This window comes from Escherichia sp. TC-EC600-tetX4 (assembly GCF_019356055.1).
Taxonomy (GTDB): Bacteria; Pseudomonadota; Gammaproteobacteria; order Enterobacterales; family Enterobacteriaceae.
The window spans coordinates 1,679,653-1,697,103 of the sequence record NZ_CP079924.1 but is presented as its reverse complement, the minus strand read 5'-3'; the positions used below and the strand labels follow the sequence as shown (position 1 = coordinate 1,697,103).

Annotated in this window: 13 protein-coding genes, 1 pseudogene and 1 riboswitch; of the genes and pseudogenes, 4 read left to right on the top strand and 10 right to left on the bottom strand. The window is 47.8% G+C overall.

Translation table 11 applies throughout. From position 1 onward, the window contains the following. Nucleotides 1-14: 14 nt before the first annotated feature. The 4 genes from KXD89_RS08050 to rcnR all read right to left on the bottom strand — a co-directional run bounded on the left by KXD89_RS08050 (nucleotide 15) and on the right by rcnR (nucleotide 2,978). Nucleotides 15-833, bottom strand: a complete 819-nt coding sequence (locus tag KXD89_RS08050; protein WP_001351783.1) for a glycoside hydrolase family 25 protein — start codon at nucleotides 831-833, stop codon at nucleotides 15-17. 64 nt (nucleotides 834-897) lie between these two features. Beyond that, nucleotides 898-1,698 carry a bifunctional hydroxymethylpyrimidine kinase/phosphomethylpyrimidine kinase gene (thiD, locus tag KXD89_RS08045; RefSeq protein WP_000822274.1) on the bottom strand — a complete coding sequence of 267 codons (801 nt, stop codon included), beginning with the start codon at nucleotides 1,696-1,698 and terminating at the stop codon, nucleotides 898-900. Next, complete coding sequence (gene thiM, locus KXD89_RS08040) at nucleotides 1,695-2,483, bottom strand: hydroxyethylthiazole kinase (protein WP_001195564.1); 789 nt, start codon at nucleotides 2,481-2,483, stop codon at nucleotides 1,695-1,697. Before thiM ends, thiD begins: the two co-directional genes overlap by 4 nt. Before the next feature lie 34 nt (nucleotides 2,484-2,517). Beyond that, a riboswitch (TPP riboswitch) is annotated at nucleotides 2,518-2,614 on the bottom strand. Between the two features lie 91 nt (nucleotides 2,615-2,705). Further along, nucleotides 2,706-2,978: a Ni(II)/Co(II)-binding transcriptional repressor RcnR gene (rcnR, locus tag KXD89_RS08035; protein ID WP_000019944.1), complete on the bottom strand. Its 273-nt coding sequence runs from the start codon at nucleotides 2,976-2,978 to the stop codon at nucleotides 2,706-2,708. A gap of 120 nt (nucleotides 2,979-3,098) precedes the next feature. Here rcnR and rcnA point away from each other — a divergent pair, with 120 nt between their 5' ends. Further along, entirely contained in the window at nucleotides 3,099-3,923 is an 825-nt protein-coding gene (gene rcnA / locus KXD89_RS08030; RefSeq protein ID WP_000134636.1) for a nickel/cobalt efflux protein RcnA, read from the top strand. Nucleotides 3,924-4,141: 218 nt separating this feature from the next. Continuing rightward, nucleotides 4,142-4,480 (top strand): Ni(II)/Co(II) efflux transporter accessory subunit RcnB, encoded by a 339-nt coding sequence (gene rcnB, locus KXD89_RS08025; protein ID WP_000153067.1) that lies wholly within the window; start codon nucleotides 4,142-4,144, stop codon nucleotides 4,478-4,480. An 81-nt stretch (nucleotides 4,481-4,561) separates the two neighbouring features. Here rcnB and KXD89_RS08020 read toward each other — a convergent pair whose 3' ends face one another. The 6 genes from KXD89_RS08020 to apbC all read right to left on the bottom strand — a co-directional run bounded on the left by KXD89_RS08020 (nucleotide 4,562) and on the right by apbC (nucleotide 11,350). Continuing rightward, entirely contained in the window at nucleotides 4,562-5,596 is a 1,035-nt protein-coding gene (locus KXD89_RS08020; protein ID WP_000405713.1) for a putative fimbrial-like adhesin protein, read from the bottom strand. A 15-nt stretch (nucleotides 5,597-5,611) separates the two neighbouring features. After that, nucleotides 5,612-8,092 carry a fimbrial biogenesis outer membrane usher protein gene (locus KXD89_RS08015; RefSeq protein ID WP_000945454.1) on the bottom strand — a complete coding sequence of 827 codons (2,481 nt, stop codon included), beginning with the start codon at nucleotides 8,090-8,092 and terminating at the stop codon, nucleotides 5,612-5,614. Nucleotides 8,093-8,107: 15 nt separating this feature from the next. Further along, nucleotides 8,108-8,782 (bottom strand): fimbria/pilus periplasmic chaperone, encoded by a 675-nt coding sequence (locus tag KXD89_RS08010; protein WP_000677393.1) that lies wholly within the window; start codon nucleotides 8,780-8,782, stop codon nucleotides 8,108-8,110. A 79-nt stretch (nucleotides 8,783-8,861) separates the two neighbouring features. Further along, nucleotides 8,862-9,404 carry a fimbrial protein gene (locus tag KXD89_RS08005; RefSeq protein WP_000830456.1) on the bottom strand — a complete coding sequence of 181 codons (543 nt, stop codon included), beginning with the start codon at nucleotides 9,402-9,404 and terminating at the stop codon, nucleotides 8,862-8,864. 292 nt (nucleotides 9,405-9,696) lie between these two features. Next, complete coding sequence (locus tag KXD89_RS08000) at nucleotides 9,697-9,978, bottom strand: YehE family protein (protein ID WP_001324851.1); 282 nt, start codon at nucleotides 9,976-9,978, stop codon at nucleotides 9,697-9,699. Between the two features lie 283 nt (nucleotides 9,979-10,261). Further along, nucleotides 10,262-11,350, bottom strand: a complete 1,089-nt coding sequence (gene apbC, locus KXD89_RS07995) for an iron-sulfur cluster carrier protein ApbC (RefSeq protein WP_072647300.1) — start codon at nucleotides 11,348-11,350, stop codon at nucleotides 10,262-10,264. 131 nt (nucleotides 11,351-11,481) lie between these two features. Between apbC and metG the strand changes: the two genes are divergently transcribed. Then, entirely contained in the window at nucleotides 11,482-13,515 is a 2,034-nt protein-coding gene (metG, locus tag KXD89_RS07990; protein WP_001350533.1) for a methionine--tRNA ligase, read from the top strand. A 140-nt stretch (nucleotides 13,516-13,655) separates the two neighbouring features. Further along, nucleotides 13,656-17,451, top strand: a pseudogene (locus KXD89_RS07985) (DUF4132 domain-containing protein).

Below are 17,451 nucleotides of genomic sequence, written 5' to 3'. Positions count from 1 at the left end.
TCACTGCTTCTTATTTAAGGCGTTTCTTTAATCCCATCAACGAATGCCTGCAACTCCTCCACCGTGCCATTAAATACATTAAAATCCACCGGACCATTGATGCCATCTACCTGTCCACGGTCGGAATGCTGCCAGAAGCGCCAGGCCATTCCGTCATTGTCCGGACGACGTTGATAGTAGTGAGCCACCCACCACGGATATTCATTGAAATAGCCCGCCAGATTGGTGTGATAAAAAACGGCTCCTGAGTAAATAATCGGCTTTTTCCCCGTACTTTTTTCGACCATTTTTAGCCACTGACTTACCCGCTTGCGTAATTCTTTTGCCGATAATTTTCCCCGTTCTTCTACGTCCAGCACGGCAGGGAAATCGCCTTGTGAGAAATCCACCGTTTGCAGAAATAATCTCGCCTGAACTGAAGCGGATACCGACGGGGAGAAATAATGATACGCCCCACGCAGCAGGCCATTTTCGCGGCTTAGTTGCCAGTTACGCGAAAAATAGGGGTCCACCAGCTTTTCGCCTTCCGTCGCCTTAATAAAAGCAAACTGTAAGCGGATACCATTGTCGCGCATTTTTGCCACCCGCTGCCAGTCGATCCGCTCCTGCCAGCGCGAAACATCTATTCCGTGAATGGTGTAACTGGCAGGAATGCGAATAGCGAAAGATTTAACCGGGCGATAACCGTAGAAGTGGATGTAGTCTGTAATCTGAACTGCTGTCGAATAGAAAAAATTCACCGTCTGACGCGGATAAATTGCAACGATGGAAATTAGCCCAAGAGCGCATAATAGAGAGGTGAGTTTTTTTCGACTGGTAATTCTTAGCTGCATTGGTTTCATCCCTGAATGTCAGTGCCAAAGGCTGACAATAACCAAAGCAGCTATAGTACGGTGCTCACCACCAGGCGTGGAAGTGGTGAACCGGACCAATACCGTGACCAACTTCCAGCGTGTCGGCCTGGGCTAACGCCGATGAAAGCCAGCTTTTTGCCTCCTGTACGGTGTCAGCCCAGTTTGTATGGCGCGGGCGTAGTGCAGCCAACGCCGCAGAGAGTGTACAACCAGTGCCGTGGGTGTTTTTGGTCATAATGCGCGGTGCGGTAAACCGTTGTTCACCCTCGCGGGTAAACAGCCAGTCCGGGCTTTGCTCATCATCCAGATGACCACCTTTCATTAGCACTGCGCCACAGCCCATCGCCAACAGCGATCGCCCTTGTTCCAGCATTTCCTGTTCGGTGCGCGCGTGTGGCGCGTCGAGCAAGGCGGCAGCTTCGGGCAAGTTTGGCGTTATTAATGAAACCTGTGGCAATAATCGACTGCGCAGCGTAGCAACCGCCGAAGGTGAAAGCAGCGGGTCGCCGCTTTTTGCCAGCATAACGGTGTCGAGTACCACGTTTTGGATCTGATAACGTTGCAACCGTTCTGCCACCGCTTCAACAATATCGGTTTCCGCCAGCATACCGATTTTAGTGGTATCGATTCGCACATCGCTGAACACCGAATCGAGCTGGGCGGCGACAAAATCAGGCTCAATGCGATACACCGACTGTACGCCACGGGTATTTTGCGCCACCAGTGCAGTAATAACTGAGCAACCATAAGCGCCAAGTGCCGAGAAGGTTTTAAGATCGGCCTGAATCCCCGCACCACCACTCGGATCAGTACCGGCAATCGTCAGAGCGTTAATTCGTTTCATGCCTGCACCTCCTGCGTCAATTGCCAGAGCGCATCAAGGAAATGTGGAACAAAACTGCCTGGCCCCTCGCTTCTGGCGACTGCGCGTTCTCCGGCTTGTTTCATCCAGTGACAGGCAGATGCGACATTTTCCAGCGTATCGCCTGGTAACGCACAGCAGGCAGCGACAACCGCCGATAATGCACAGCCAGTTCCTACCACTTTGGTCATTAACGGATCACCACCGTGAATACCAATGATACGATGTCCATCGGTAACATAATCCATCTCGCCAGTGACCACGACGATTGCGCCAGTTTCCCGTGCCAGTGTTTGTGCAGCGGGTATCGCGTTAGCTGCGGCGTCAGTGGTATCCACTCCCCGTCCGCCATTAGCAATGCCAGCTAATGCCATGATTTCCGAAGCATTACCACGTATCGCTGCCGGTTTAAAAGATAAAAGTTCATGACAAAAATGGCGGCGATAATCGAGCGCACCCACCGCTACTGGATCAAGCGTCCAGGGTGTTTGAGAGCTTTTTGCTTGCTCAACGGCAGCACGCATCGCCTGAGCGCGTGGCTGCGTCAGTGTGCCAACGTTAATCAACAAGGCACTGGCGATAGCCGCAAACTGACTGGCCTCTTCGGTTTCGATAACCATCGCTGGCGATGCACCGAGCGCCAGCAAGGTATTGGCGGTAAAGGTTTGCACCACATCATTGGTCATGCAGTGCACAAGAGGGGAATGTTGGTGAAAAAGGTGTAACGCGTGCGCAGATTGCGCTGAACCCAGCAGGTCGACTTGCATAGTTTGCTCCTGCCATAACGTGAAGAAGCAATGACCTGGTGGTCCGTGACTTCCCTACGCTGGCATTATCCAGATCAGGTGATACGGGTATTTCTCAGCCTTCACGCAGAAGGGCACCCCGAGTCGTTTGGTTGCGATGATAAATCGCAGAGGAGGATGGTAATGTCCAGCGCACGCGTTGTAAACGAGGAAAAACGGCAGTTTTACAATCGCGTTAATAAATTATTTGATATATGAATCCAGCACCTTCAGAACGACATCCAGATCTTCTTCACGTTTTAGCTCATCCCCCTGGTGAACGATGTGTTCCGTCAGATGACCTTTAATCACTTCCCGCATCAGACCGTTTACCGCGCCACGGATAGCAGCAATCTGTTGTAAAACTGCAGCGCATTCGTGCGGCTCGTCGAGCATTTTCTTGAGCGCCACGACCTGGCCCTGAATCTTACTGGCACGCGCTTTCAGTTTCTGTTTATCACGGATTGTATGAGACATGGCAACACCTGGTTAACAAGAATATGAAAAATCATAGCACTATTAATCTACTGGGGGGTAGTATCAGGTACTGGGGGGGAGTAGAATCAGATTGCCGAATTAATACTAAGAATTATTATCATGACCGAATTTACAACTCTTCTTCAGCAAGGAAACGCCTGGTTCTTCATCCCCAGCGCCATCTTACTTGGTGCGCTTCATGGCCTGGAACCAGGGCACTCAAAAACGATGATGGCGGCGTTTATCATCGCCATCAAAGGCACCATTAAACAAGCGGTGATGCTCGGACTGGCAGCAACTATTTCGCATACCGCAGTGGTCTGGTTAATTGCCTTTGGCGGGATGGTGATCAGCAAGCGCTTTACTGCTCAATCAGCAGAACCGTGGCTCCAGCTGATTTCCGCAGTGATCATTATTAGCACCGCGTTCTGGATGTTCTGGCGTACCTGGCGCGGCGAACGCAACTGGCTGGAGAATATGCACGGGCATGATTATGAGCATCATCATCACGATCACGAACATCACCACGACCATGGACATCATCACCATCACGAACATGGCGAGTATCAGGATGCCCATGCACGAGCCCATGCCAATGACATTAAACGACGCTTTGATGGTAGAGAGGTCACCAACTGGCAAATTTTGTTATTTGGCTTAACCGGTGGCCTTATCCCCTGCCCGGCAGCAATTACCGTGCTGTTGATATGCATTCAGTTGAAAGCCCTGACACTGGGCGCAACACTGGTCGTCAGTTTCAGCATTGGCCTGGCGTTAACGCTTGTCACCGTAGGCGTTGGCGCAGCAATCAGCGTTCAGCAGGTCGCAAAACGCTGGAGCGGATTTAACACTCTCGCTAAACGCGCCCCCTATTTTTCCAGTCTGTTGATTGGCTTAGTCGGTGTGTATATGGGCGTACATGGCTTCATGGGCATAATGCGATAACTCAATCCTTTAGGCTTGCATGTTATCTTCAGCCCAGGATGATTCTTAAATCAGCTATTTCCGCTGACTCTCTGCTCGCTAAGGATGCTTTTAGGGCATCCTTTCATTTACACTTTTTACGAAATCATGGGATCACTAACAAAATATCGCTTGTCAGTTATATTGTATGGCAGGAAAGATATGCGACTGATATTACAGATCCCCAAAGTGGAGAGTTTATGACCATTAAAAATAAGATGTTGCTGGGTGCGCTTTTGCTGGTTACCAGTGCCGCCTGGGCCGCACCAGCCACCGCGGGTTCGACCAATACCTCGGGAATTTCTAAGTATGAGTTAAGTAGTTTCATTGCTGACTTTAAGCATTTCAAACCAGGGGACACCGTACCAGAAATGTACCGTACCGATGAGTACAACATTAAGCAGTGGCAGTTGCGTAACCTGCCCGCGCCTGATGCCGGGACGCACTGGACCTATATGGGTGGCGCGTACGTGTTGATCAGCGACACCGACGGTAAAATCATTAAAGCCTACGACGGTGAGATTTTTTATCATCGCTAAAAAAAGCCCCCTCATCATGAGGGGGAAATGCAGACACCTTGTTATTTTTTATTATTAGCCACTTGCTCGTCTTGCTTGTTATTAGTCGTATTTCACGTTGATTAATGCGGTTGCCTCCAGTGCGCCAGATTTAACTTTGTTTGTATCGTAGACGTAGTAACTGGCTGTTATCGGAATTGAAACCGTTGTATCTGTAAGTTTTGACTTCGCCGCAACTTCCTTTAAATTTGTATATCCTTTACTGCTGTTAGTGATATTTAAAAGTGTGACTGGCGAACCATTACTTTCAAGAATAAATCCTACGCCATTATCTTCCGCACCTTTCAGTATTGTGTTGCTGTTGGTTAACAAGTCAGAACTTGATAAATACACCTGCATTTTCCGTGATGTTTGATTTTGTTGACCTAATAAATTTTTACAACGCAGAATAATATCCCCTTGTTTACTATTTATTGTTGCTTTGTTACCTGTGGCTGGTAATTGTGAAACGGGAATACTGTCTAAAGTAATTAATAAATCGTCCGGTTTGCAGGTTGTGGTTATCGGGTTGTATGACAATGTCAGATTAAAGGAATAGACACCTGCATTTTGTGCCAATGCATTTCTGTAGCTATTTACACATGCATCCCATGACTTGCCACCTAATAAACACAGTAGAAATTGTACTGCGGCACTCCCGCGTGTCGATGATGAAGCACTGGATAATGTCGCAACACCATTAATCATCACTGAACCGCCGCCCCCCGCAGAAACATTCACTTTTGCATTACTGGCCGCAGGTGTCACCGTAACTGAATAACCACTGGTGAAACTGGTCTGATTATTTGACAACGTGATGTTGTTTTTATTGGTCCATTCAAAATGTAAATTTAATTTTATGGTATCGTTATAAAGTCCAACAATAATATCCGACGGGCTCATAGGGGTGATAGTATTTGTACTTACGCATGACGAATCATTAAAATTATGCTCATATGTCGCCATTTGTGTTTGAGTAAGTGCAAAATCCCCCTGAACAACCAAGTTGTGCTGAACAGATAACTCACTATAACATGCCGCATAGCTCACAGGCATAACCATCATCATTAATATAAATAGCATTATGCGAATTTCCATAGAACCACCTGACTATTACTGGCAAATATAATTTCTACTTTCATCAATCTCTTTACCGAAGGTGATTGTGCATGAAAGTCCTTGTTGCTTATCAATTGCCACATTAACCGATGGCGGTACTTCATTGGTGCGAATAAATAACTGACTTCCCTGGCCGACAACGCCAATATTATGACCATGGATATCATTGACTTCATAACCAAACGTTAATGATTGCCCATCTGCTCTTAACGCTTTTATAAACCATGGCTTGCGCTGATCGGTATCAAAATTAACCAGTACAACCGCGCCGCGATAAGGGGCGGCAATTTTCCGGTTGCCACGTAATTCTGCTTCGCTATCGCTTTGCGACACATCCAGCATCAGGTGATTTTCCCGATAAGGTGTCATTCCGTCGTATATCACCACTCCATTACGGTTTGTTGTGCGATATTTTTGCCCATTGACATAAGCATCTTTAATTCCTGGCGCATTCATCACAGCAAACGTTTCGGAAAGACGGTTCGCCAGATTAACGCCACCCGACCAGGCGACAATGCCCCCTGAAACACTGGCTCCAGCCTGTCGATAAGTACTCGACTGACTATAACTGCCATTCACTGTCGCAACCGGCGCGTTCCAGGTCAAATTCGCCCCAGCTGTCGTTTCATTTCCCTGATGTTGATGACTCAGGTTGACACCATAATTGAACTGATCCCGACTCCCTACTGTTCCTGATAATCCCGTATTATTTGAGGCAAACCCCTGATCATCAAACGTCGTTGAGTTAGACATATATATTTGCCGACGAGGCGTCGAAACGTCATCACCCCAATCAAAGGGAATCGATATAAAAATATTAAAACGTTTCTCTTCATGATGATTCTCGTCATAAGCCTGGCTTGCCGCGAGGGTATAGCTTATCCGTCGCAGGTTGTTGGAATAACTCAACTGATAATCCTTACTACTGCCGCTACGCCCCCAGTAATCTCGCCATAACGTACTTAATGACACAGACCCCCAACCTTCTGGCAATGACTGGCTCATATTGGCGGAAAAGCTATTTTTGCGGCCAAAATCGTTCTGGTAATAATCGGCAATGTCATAGACATCGTTTTCATCACGGCGATAATTATCTTTATTGTTTGCCCAAACGTGATCGTTAAATGTCCGGTAATCACGCGACGAATAACGCCAGGCCGCCAGACCAAAACGCGTCGACGTTTGGCTCACAAATTTGTTGTAGGCAATTTGATAACTTTGCCCGTCAAACACATCGCCGTTGTCTTGTTTACTATGCGACTTAGTGGCATCGACGGAAATGGCACCAATGCGTGTATTCCAGCCAGCCCCCAAAGTAAACGCGTAATAATTATTCGCGACCATCGAGCCACCATACAGCGTCAATAAATTATTAAAACCATACTGATAACCCGCCTGGACAAAATCACTTTGTTTGCTCGCCCCTTCAATATGGCTACGACCCGCCGCTAAATCATATTTCGACACGCCGGGTTGCAGCATATTTGGCACCGCTGCATAAGGCACCAGATAGGTGGTTACCGAGCCGTCCGCCTCTTTCACGCTGACATCAAGATCTGCTCCACCACCGGCCAACTGCAAATCTGTAATCGCGAACGGGCCAGGAGGAACCTCTTTCTGATAAACCACAAAACCATTCTGTTCAATAGTTACCAGCGCGTTACTCTGAGCAATCCCCTGCACCCGTGGCGTAAAATTTTGTTTCGAGTTAGGCAACATCTGCATATCACGAAACAACCGCACACCTCTGAAGCGAACAGAATCAAAAATATCGCTTGATGTGTACATATCACCCACGCGAAGCGTGCCGAGAAGTTGGGCAAATCCACGTTCCAGATACAGGGTATTGCTTTTCCACACCCCTGGATTGTTATTTGTTTTACTGAAACTGGCATCAGAATGCAGTTGCCACCCCAGTAAATTTAACCCGCTGTTAAAACGTACATATGTACTCTTGTTATTACCCGACGCTTTATAGTCGCTGTAATACTGACTCAGATAATAAGAGGTATAAAACGCATTAATACCCCGCTCCCAGTTTTCCGGTGGAACATAGCCACTTTCCAGTTCTTCCACCCAGGCCTGCGGGACACTGAAATCGAGACGAAAAACCCCGATATCCCAGGTATAGCTCCCACCCTGAACAAGTTGCTCAAATGTTAAACATTGCTTACCGCTGGCGAAGTTATCGCTATTAATGCCTAACCGCTTGATAACTTCTCTTGATAAACATGTTTCTTGCGGGTTGTCTTTAACAATAATCTCATATTTCCCGCGCCATTGCTTATTGACATAAATATCGATGTCATACTGCCCCGGTAAGGGTTGATTATCATCAAGACGAATATTTGCAACCTGCTGGTCTTTCATTCCACCTATCATAAAATGGGTATCAAAGGTTTCTTCAGCTGCATAAGCTTCAATGCCGAGCAATAACGCTACGATTGCTGATGCAAGTGGGGTCATTCTCAACATAGGCAGCTCCTGCAATTAAATTTTGTCACTAATATAGTTGCCATGGTCATCGATAATGGTCAGATGCCAGTTATTTGCATTATTACTTTTGACATTAACACTCTGACTTTCTAAGGGGGCAATCATAATAGTTTCATAATTGACTTTGACATTATTAGCTTTGACATCCGAAATCGTCACCCAATTAGCTGAGTCATTTTTTATCACCAAACCATTGCCACTGCGATTTACCAGCAATTTTTTAAATGTCGCTTTATTTACCGGAGCAATACCCGCTGGCCGGTAAAACAACTTAATTCTGTTTTGCATCGCAAACTTCAGTGCATTCTTACCTTCTTGCTCTGGACTATTTGGTGGAATATCCAGAACATTCAGATAAAAAATGCTTTCTTTATTAGTGGGCAGTTTATTCGGCATAATTTTGATTTTTACTTGCTGCCCGGAATTTGCCCCTATTTTTGCCACTGGTGGCGTTAACATGAAAGGAACCTGAATTTTTTCTGGTGGTAATGACGTATCGCCATCATCAATCCACGCCTGCAGCAGCGAAGAACGGTTTCCCTGGTTCATCAACTGCACCATCACTTCTTTATTTTCTGCCGGGTAAATAATGCGCGTCCCGTAGATAACAATTCCGGCATGTGCAGGAAGGACCATAGAAAAAATGAGTAAAGATAATAATCCTTTCATTTTAATGCCTCTTAAATTAAAAGGCCGCCATGGGATAGCGGCCATGTTTATTACCTGGAGAAACTTACAATTTTATTTATTAATCCTGCGCCACACGCATAACCAGAGAAGATAACACATCACCTGATTGCACTGAGTTATCTGTCAGTTTCAGGTATTTTGCTTTAAACGGAATAGCATATTGACCTTCCGCTGTTTTATAACTCTCAATGTTAAAAGGTGCAGAAACATCCAGGACATCGCTGTTATCACCTAAATAGAGATAGTAACCCACGGTATCGTTGCTACTGGCTATCGCCTTATCGTTACCGGTTATTTTATCGTTGGTAATCAACGAGAGTTTTACACCAGCAACTTCTTTCGGGCAGCTAATTTTTAACATGCTGCTGGTTACACCGACTGCATCATCATAGGTAGAATATTTAGCTTTACCTTCAAAGACACTGGTTGGTACAGTCGGCATATTAATACTTACTGAATCACCACCCGCTTCGAATTTACACGGAGATTCTGCAATATTCCCCTTAATAGTTAATGTTCCGGTATCAACGTCTGCAGCAAATACTCCAGCGCTCATAAAAAAAGAAGAAAAGACAGCGGCAGCAATAATTGAACGTTTCATAATATGTTCCTTAATAAAATTTATTTTTGGTTGTTAAGAGTCTGTATCTCTTGGAAACAAATTTCTCACATCAAAAAAGTTGCCGCAATGTAAACACATTGTTTTATTGATTTAAAACAAATTAACCATTGCAATATAAATACAAAAAATATTTAAGAGTATTAACTATTTATCGCATCTATCAATTAATGTAGATTTATGTAAATGGTATTGTTGATATCAATAAAAAAGCCGAAATCATTTATATAAATGATTTCGGCTTTCTAAATGCAATTAAAATCAGGTTGCCAAATTAATCGTAGCGATTTAACACGATTCGACGTTTGCTATCGCTACCTGCAACAACCACTTCTGTCGTTACACCTTTGACGGGCGAAGAAAACAGATGACGGGTGTCAACATTATACGTTAACTGACCACAATGCTGTTGAGGTTGACCATTAACCATAGCCATACTGCATGTTGGGGGACTGATCCTGCCATTAATCGCTAATGTGGCAGTCTCTGAAGAGAATGCGGGAGAAGCCAATCCATAGGCAAGAAAAATAATTCCTGACAGCCAATACTTATTCATTGAACGTTATCCCTGTAGTAAAGGTTATGCCTGGATAGAATGAGTGCATAACAAACTATAGCTGTACATCCACTACACAGCCACGAAGGATGATAATGAAGCATTGCCTGTATGATCAATCGACTTTGTAGAGTTTCGGACGAAGGTCCGCAGAATATTCGCAGTATTAAATAAGTGTTCATTAATGCGGCAAAAACTAATACACCGCATCAATGTAACATCTCTGCGGTGTATGAAGAATAACCAGAATGGTTAATAGGCGTTAGACCGCGCGGAAGGAAATCTAGCCTGGAATGACTTCACCCTGCCAGTAGAGCTGAGCTGCAACGCGGTCAGCCAGCTGGCGGTAGATAGCGGTAAATTCGCTCTCCGGACGGCTGATAACCGTTGGCGTACCTTTATCGAGATCCTCACGTAAGGAGATGTGTAACGGCATCTGCCCCAGCAGCTGTGTATGGTATTTTTCAGCCAGTTTCTCTGCACCACCGGTACCGAAAATCGGTTCATGGTGACCACAGTTACTGCAAATATGCACACTCATGTTCTCGACAATACCGAGCACCGGAACCTCGACTTTCTCGAACATCACAATGCCTTTTTTCGCATCGATCAGCGCGATGTCCTGCGGGGTGGTGACCACGACTGCACCGGTTACTGGAATGTTTTGCGCCAGCGTCAATTGAATGTCACCGGTGCCTGGCGGCATATCAAGCACCAGATAGTCGAGATCCGGCCACAAGGTTTCCTGCAACATCTGCATTAACGCCTTGCTCGCCATCGGTCCACGCCACACCATCGCATTGTCGTCAGTGACCAGATAACCAATTGAATTGGTTGCCAGGCCATGAGACATAATCGGTGCCATATGGGTACCGTCCGGCGAAGTTGGACGCTGATTTTCTGCGCCCAACATTGTTGGGATTGATGGGCCGTAGATATCGGCGTCCAGAATGCCGACTTTCGCCCCTTCTGCCGCCAGCGCCAGTGCCAGGTTTACCGCCGTGGACGATTTACCCACGCCGCCTTTACCGGAACTCACCGCGATAATGTTCTTCACACCGTTAATTCCCGGCTGATTCTTCACGCGTTTCAGAGTGGCTATGTTATGCGACAGTTTCCAGTCGATAGCTTTCGCCCCGGTGATGCGCAGCAGTTCGGCGCTACATTGCTCTTTTAACTCTTCGAACGCGCTATGCCAGACAAACGGCATAACCAGTTCCACATGCAACGTGTCGTCCATCCAGGCGACATGGTGCAACGCTTTCAGCGTGGTGAGGTTATGCTTCAGGGTTGGGTGCTGAAAATTGGCCAGTGTCCCGGCGACCATTGCGCGCAAGGCTTCTGGTGATTTGGCCTGGGATTGTTCGTTCATCCCGACTCCTTTTTTGTATAGATAAACCATCAGCTGATAGTTTACCTGAAGAATATAGAGAAGTACTTACTTAACATTTTCCCATTTGGTACTATCTAACCCCTTTTCACTATTAAGAAGTAATGCCTACTATGACTCAAGTCGCGAAGAAAATTCTGGTGACGTGCGCACTGCCGTACGCTAACGGCTCAATCCACCTCGGCCATATGCTGGAGCACATCCAGGCTGATGTCTGGGTCCGTTACCAGCGAATGCGCGGCCACGAGGTCAACTTCATCTGCGCCGACGATGCCCACGGTACACCGATCATGCTGAAAGCTCAGCAGCTTGGTATCACCCCGGAGCAGATGATTGGCGAAATGAGTCAGGAGCATCAGACTGATTTCGCAGGCTTTAACATCAGCTATGACAACTATCACTCGACGCACAGCGAAGAGAACCGCCAGTTGTCAGAACTTATCTACTCTCGCCTGAAAGAAAACGGTTTTATTAAAAACCGCACCATCTCTCAGCTGTACGATCCGGAAAAAGGCATGTTCCTGCCGGACCGTTTTGTGAAAGGCACCTGCCCGAAATGTAAATCCCCGGATCAATACGGCGATAACTGCGAAGTCTGCGGCGCGACCTACAGCCCGACTGAACTGATCGAGCCGAAATCGGTGGTTTCTGGCGCTACGCCGGTAATGCGTGATTCTGAACACTTCTTCTTTGATCTGCCCTCTTTCAGCGAAATGTTGCAGGCATGGACCCGCAGCGGTGCGTTGCAGGAGCAGGTGGCAAATAAAATGCAGGAGTGGTTTGAATCTGGCCTGCAACAGTGGGATATCTCCCGCGACGCCCCTTACTTCGGTTTTGAAATTCCGAACGCGCCGGGCAAATATTTCTACGTCTGGCTGGACGCACCGATTGGCTACATGGGTTCTTTCAAGAATCTGTGCGACAAGCGCGGCGACAGCGTAAGCTTCGATGAATACTGGAAGAAAGACTCCACCGCCGAGCTGTACCACTTCATCGGTAAAGATATTGTTTACTTCCACAGCCTGTTCTGGCCTGCCATGCTGGAAGGCAGCAACTTCCGCAAGCCGTCCAACCTGTTTGTTCATGGCTATGTGACGGTGAACGGCGCAAAGATGTCCAAGTCTCGCGGCACCTTTATTAAAGCCAGCACCTGGCTGAATCATTTTGACGCAGACAGCCTGCGTTACTACTACACTGCGAAACTCTCTTCGCGCATTGATGATATCGATCTCAACCTGGAAGATTTCGTTCAGCGTGTGAATGCCGATATCGTTAACAAAGTGGTTAACCTGGCCTCCCGTAATGCGGGCTTTATCAACAAGCGTTTTGACGGCGTGCTGGCAAGCGAACTGGCTGACCCGCAGTTGTACAAAACCTTCACTGATGCCGCTGAAGTGATTGGTGAAGCGTGGGAAAGCCGTGAATTTGGTAAAGCCGTGCGCGAAATCATGGCGCTGGCTGATCTGGCTAACCGCTATGTCGATGAACAGGCTCCGTGGGTGGTGGCGAAACAGGAAGGCCGCGATGCCGACCTGCAGGCAATTTGCTCAATGGGCATCAACCTGTTCCGCGTGCTGATGACTTACCTGAAGCCGGTACTGCCGAAACTGACCGAGCGTGCAGAAGCATTCCTCAATACGGAACTGACCTGGGATGGTATCCAGCAACCGCTGCTGGGCCACAAAGTGAATCCGTTCAAGGCGCTGTATAACCGCATCGATATGAGGCAGGTTGAAGCACTGGTGGAAGCCTCTAAAGAAGAAGTAAAAGCCGCTGCCGCGCCGGTAACTGGCCCGCTGGCAGATGATCCGATTCAGGAAACCATCACCTTTGACGACTTCGCTAAAGTTGACCTGCGCGTGGCGCTGATTGAAAACGCAGAGTTTGTTGAAGGTTCTGACAAACTGCTGCGCCTGACGCTGGATCTCGGCGGTGAAAAACGCAATGTCTTCTCCGGTATTCGTTCTGCTTACCCGGATCCGCAGGCACTGATTGGTCGTCACACCATTATGGTGGCTAACCTGGCACCACGTAAAATGCGCTTCGGTATCTCTGAAGGCATGGTGATGGCTGCCGGTCCTGGCGGGAAAGATATTTTCCTGCTAAGCCCGGATGCCGGTGCTAAACCGGGTCATCAGGTGAAATAATCCCCCTTCAAGGCGCTGCATCGACAGCGACTTTTCTTTATAAATTCCTAAAGTTGTTTTCTTGCGATTTTGTCTCTCTCTAACCCGCATAAATACTGGTAGCATCTGCATTCAACTGGATAAAATTACAGGGATGCAGAATGAGACACTTTATCTATCAGGACGAAAAATCACATAAATTCAGGGCAGTTGAGCAACAGGGAAACGAGTTGCATATCAGTTGGGGAAAAGTTGGCACCAAAGGGCAAAGCCAGATAAAAAGTTTTTCAGATGCTGCGGCAGCGGCAAAAGCGGAGCTTAAGCTGATTGCGGAGAAGGTGAAGAAGGGGTATGTGGAGCAAGCGAAGGATAATTCTTTGCAACCTTCCCAAACGGTAACGGGCTCTCTCAAGGTAGCGGACTTATCCACCATTATTCAGGAACAACCCTCTTTCGTAGCAGAAACCCGTGCGCCTGACAAAAATACAGATGCTGTTTTACCGTGGCTGGCGAAAGATATTGCTGTCGTTTTTCCGCCCGAAGTTGTACACACCACGTTAAGTCATCGCCGCTTTCCCGGAGTTCCTGTTCAGCAAGCAGACAAATTGCCCCAATTACGTCGCTTAGCCTGTAGTGTGTCGCAACGGGATAATAAAACAGCCACATTTGACTTCAGCGCCTGTTCTTTAGAATGGCAAAACACCGTCGCCCAGGCGATCAGTCAGATCGACGGCCTGAAAACAACACAGTTACCATCACCAGTAATGGCTGTACTCACGGCACTTGAAATGAAATGCACAAGATATAAAGTGCGTGAGGATGTTATGGATCAGATCGTCCAGGAAGGCGGTCTGGAATATGCTACTGATGTAATAATACACCTTCAACAGATTGATATTGAATGGGATTATGCGAATAATGTCATTATTATTCTGCCGTCTGGCATTGCACCTAGCTACTTGGAGCAATATTCCAGATTTGAATGACGCCTACGTAAACATTTATCACTGACGGAAGAGTCTCTCTGGCAAAAATGTGCACAAAAACTTATTGCCGCAATTCCACATATTCCAGAATGGCGGCAACCATTAATTGCTTTGTTATTACCCGAAAAACCAGAAATTGCACATGAAATTGCCCAGCGTCTACTGGGGCAAAAAAAATTACCCTCGCTTGAGTGGTTAAAAATAGTGGCGACTGATGAGCACATTCTTGCCTCATTAGAAAAATATCACGAACCATATGCCATTTTTGATGATTACTATTGTGGTGCGATATGGTCAGCCACCGTATTACAGGAGCAAGGTGTTGCAGCCCTGCCCCGATTTGCTCCCTATGCCGCAAGTGACTACTGCGCCGATGTGTTGCGTCATATCAATCATCCGTTCGCATTGACACTGCTTATACGTGTAGCCGGGCAAACTAAACGCTGTCACGATCGGATGACGAAAGCCATTGCTGCGTTCCCACATGCAGCAATGGCGGCACTGACGGAACTTCTTGGGCAAAAAGAAGAGAACAGTTGGCGCATTATGCTAATGACAATGCTTATCTCACAACCAGCACTGGCAGAACAGGTCATTCCCTGGCTCTCGACACCCGCAGTTGCCGTACTGAAATCATGCCAGCAACAACTGACACAGCCCTCAAACCATGCCAGCGCCGATCTACTGCCAGCCGTAGTAGTCTCCCCTCCCTGGCTTTCGAAAAAGAAAAAATCGCCGATTCCGGTGCTGGATTTAGCGCCATTAGGCATTGAGCCAATCTGTTATCTGACAGAAGAAATCAGTAATCAACTTTTGGCGAAATATATCTGGTATTCAAAACACATCACGGTTAGCCATGAAGAAAGTACTACCAACCTGTTGGCAAGGATGGGTTTTCAACGACGGATCGCTGGTACATATATTAAAGCTCCCGAAGCGGTAGTTGAGGCATGGCTAAATGAAGATTATTCAACCTTACTAAGTGAATTTAAGGTGTTTCATTCACCTACCGGGCATTATTGGCAGTTGGGGATTTTGACAACATTGCCGCTGGAGAAAGCAGTAAAAGCATGGAATGCCCTTACCCTATCTCCACATACCGATACCGAATACTCCATGTTACATTTTGGACTCAAAGGGTTACCTGGGTTAGTAAACTCACTTGCACGCTATCCACAAGAAGCCTTGCCCATCACGAATTACTTCGCAGCGAGTGAGCTGGCTCCTGCCGTCGCCCGTGCCTTCAACAAACTGAAAACGCTACGCGAAAACGCCCGTAGCTGGCTGTTGAAATACCCGGAACATGCCCTTACCGGCCTGCTGCCTGCGGCGCTCGGCAAAGCCGGTGAAGCACAGGATAACGCCCGCGCTGCCTTGCGTATGCTTACCGAAAACGGTCATCAGCCATTACTGCAAGAAATCGCCCGACGTTATAACCAGCCGGAAGTAACCGATGCGGTGAACGCTCTGCTTGCGCTCGATCCCTTAGATAATCACCCGACAAAAATCCCCACTCTTCCGGCCTTTTATCAGCCATCGCTCTGGACGCGCCCGGTATTAAAAGCAAATGCCCAATCACTGCCAGATAGCGCCCTCCTCCACCTCGGTGAAATGCTCCGCTTCCCTCAGGAAGAGGCTCTGTATCCGGGATTATTGCAGGTGAAAGACGTCTGTTCCGCCGACTCACTGGCGGGATTTGCCTGGGATCTGTTTACCGCCTGGCAGACCGCTGGCGCGCCGTCGAAAGAGAGTTGGGCGTTCACTGCGTTAGGCGTTCTCGGTAACGATGACACCGCCCGCAAACTGACGCCATTAATACGCGCCTGGCCTGGTGAATCCCAGCATAAACGCGCCACCGTTGGGTTGGATATTCTCGCTGCTATCGGTAGTGATATCGCCCTTATGCAGCTTAACGGCATCGCCCAGAAACTGAAATTCAAAGCATTACAGGAGCGGGCAAAAGAAAAAATTGCCGACATTGCCGAGAGCCGCGAACTCACGGTGGCGGAGCTTGAAGATCGGGTTAGCACCGGATCTCGGTCTGGATGATAACGGTTCGCTGCTGCTGGATTTTGGCCCACGGCAGTTCACCGTCAGCTTTGATGAAACCTTAAAACCGTTTGTGCGTGATGTTTCCGGCAGCCGCCTGAAAGACCTGCCCAAACCGAACAAAAGCGATGATGAAACGCGGGCGAACGATGCGGTTAACCGCTACAAATTGCTGAAAAAAGATGCGCGTACCATCGCCGCCCAGCAGGTAGCAAGGCTGGAATCCGCCATGTGCCTGCGCCGCCGCTGGTCGCTGGAAAACTTCCAGCTCTTCCTGGTTGAGCATCCGCTGGTTCGTCACTTAACCCGCCGTCTGATTTGGGGCGTTTATAGCGCCGAAAACCAGCTACTGGCTTGCTTTCGCGTAGCAGAAGATAACAGCTCCAGCACCGCTGACGATGATCTTTTCACCCTGCCGGAAGGCGATATCTCTATCGGCACTCCTCACGTTCTGGAAATATCACCAACGGATGCTGCCGCCTTTGGTCAGCTTTTTGCCGACTACGAACTGCTACCACCGTTCCGCCAGCTCGACCGTAACAGCTACGCCCTGACAGAAGCCGAGCGCAATGCCAGTGAACTGACCCGCTGGGCAGGCAGAAAATGCCCGAGTGGTCGGGTCATGGGGCTGGCGAATAAAGGCTGGATAAAGGGCGAACCACAGGATGGAGGCTGGATCGGATGGATGATCAAACCTTTGGGTCGCTGGTCGTTAATCATGGAAATCGATGAAGGCTTTGCGGTAGGCATGTCGCCAGCCGAACTCAGCGCTGAGCAGCTCTTAAGCAAGCTGTGGCTATGGGAAGGCAAAGCAGAAAGATATGGCTGGGGGAGTAATTCAACACAGGAAGCGCAGTTCTCCGTAATCGATGCCATCACCGCCAGCGAGCTAATTAACGATATTGAAGCCCTGTTTGAATAA

Coding starts and splice junctions, on each gene's coding strand:
- KXD89_RS08050 (WP_001351783.1), bottom strand. CDS start 833: ATGCAGCTAAGAATTACCAGTCGAAAAAAACTCACCTCTCTATTATGC.
- thiD (WP_000822274.1), bottom strand. CDS start 1,698: ATGAAACGAATTAACGCTCTGACGATTGCCGGTACTGATCCGAGTGGT.
- thiM (WP_001195564.1), bottom strand. CDS start 2,483: ATGCAAGTCGACCTGCTGGGTTCAGCGCAATCTGCGCACGCGTTACAC.
- rcnR (WP_000019944.1), bottom strand. CDS start 2,978: ATGTCTCATACAATCCGTGATAAACAGAAACTGAAAGCGCGTGCCAGT.
- rcnA (WP_000134636.1), top strand. CDS start 3,099: ATGACCGAATTTACAACTCTTCTTCAGCAAGGAAACGCCTGGTTCTTC.
- rcnB (WP_000153067.1), top strand. CDS start 4,142: ATGACCATTAAAAATAAGATGTTGCTGGGTGCGCTTTTGCTGGTTACC.
- KXD89_RS08020 (WP_000405713.1), bottom strand. CDS start 5,596: ATGGAAATTCGCATAATGCTATTTATATTAATGATGATGGTTATGCCT.
- KXD89_RS08015 (WP_000945454.1), bottom strand. CDS start 8,092: ATGTTGAGAATGACCCCACTTGCATCAGCAATCGTAGCGTTATTGCTC.
- KXD89_RS08010 (WP_000677393.1), bottom strand. CDS start 8,782: ATGAAAGGATTATTATCTTTACTCATTTTTTCTATGGTCCTTCCTGCA.
- KXD89_RS08005 (WP_000830456.1), bottom strand. CDS start 9,404: ATGAAACGTTCAATTATTGCTGCCGCTGTCTTTTCTTCTTTTTTTATG.
- KXD89_RS08000 (WP_001324851.1), bottom strand. CDS start 9,978: ATGAATAAGTATTGGCTGTCAGGAATTATTTTTCTTGCCTATGGATTG.
- apbC (WP_072647300.1), bottom strand. CDS start 11,350: ATGAACGAACAATCCCAGGCCAAATCACCAGAAGCCTTGCGCGCAATG.
- metG (WP_001350533.1), top strand. CDS start 11,482: ATGACTCAAGTCGCGAAGAAAATTCTGGTGACGTGCGCACTGCCGTAC.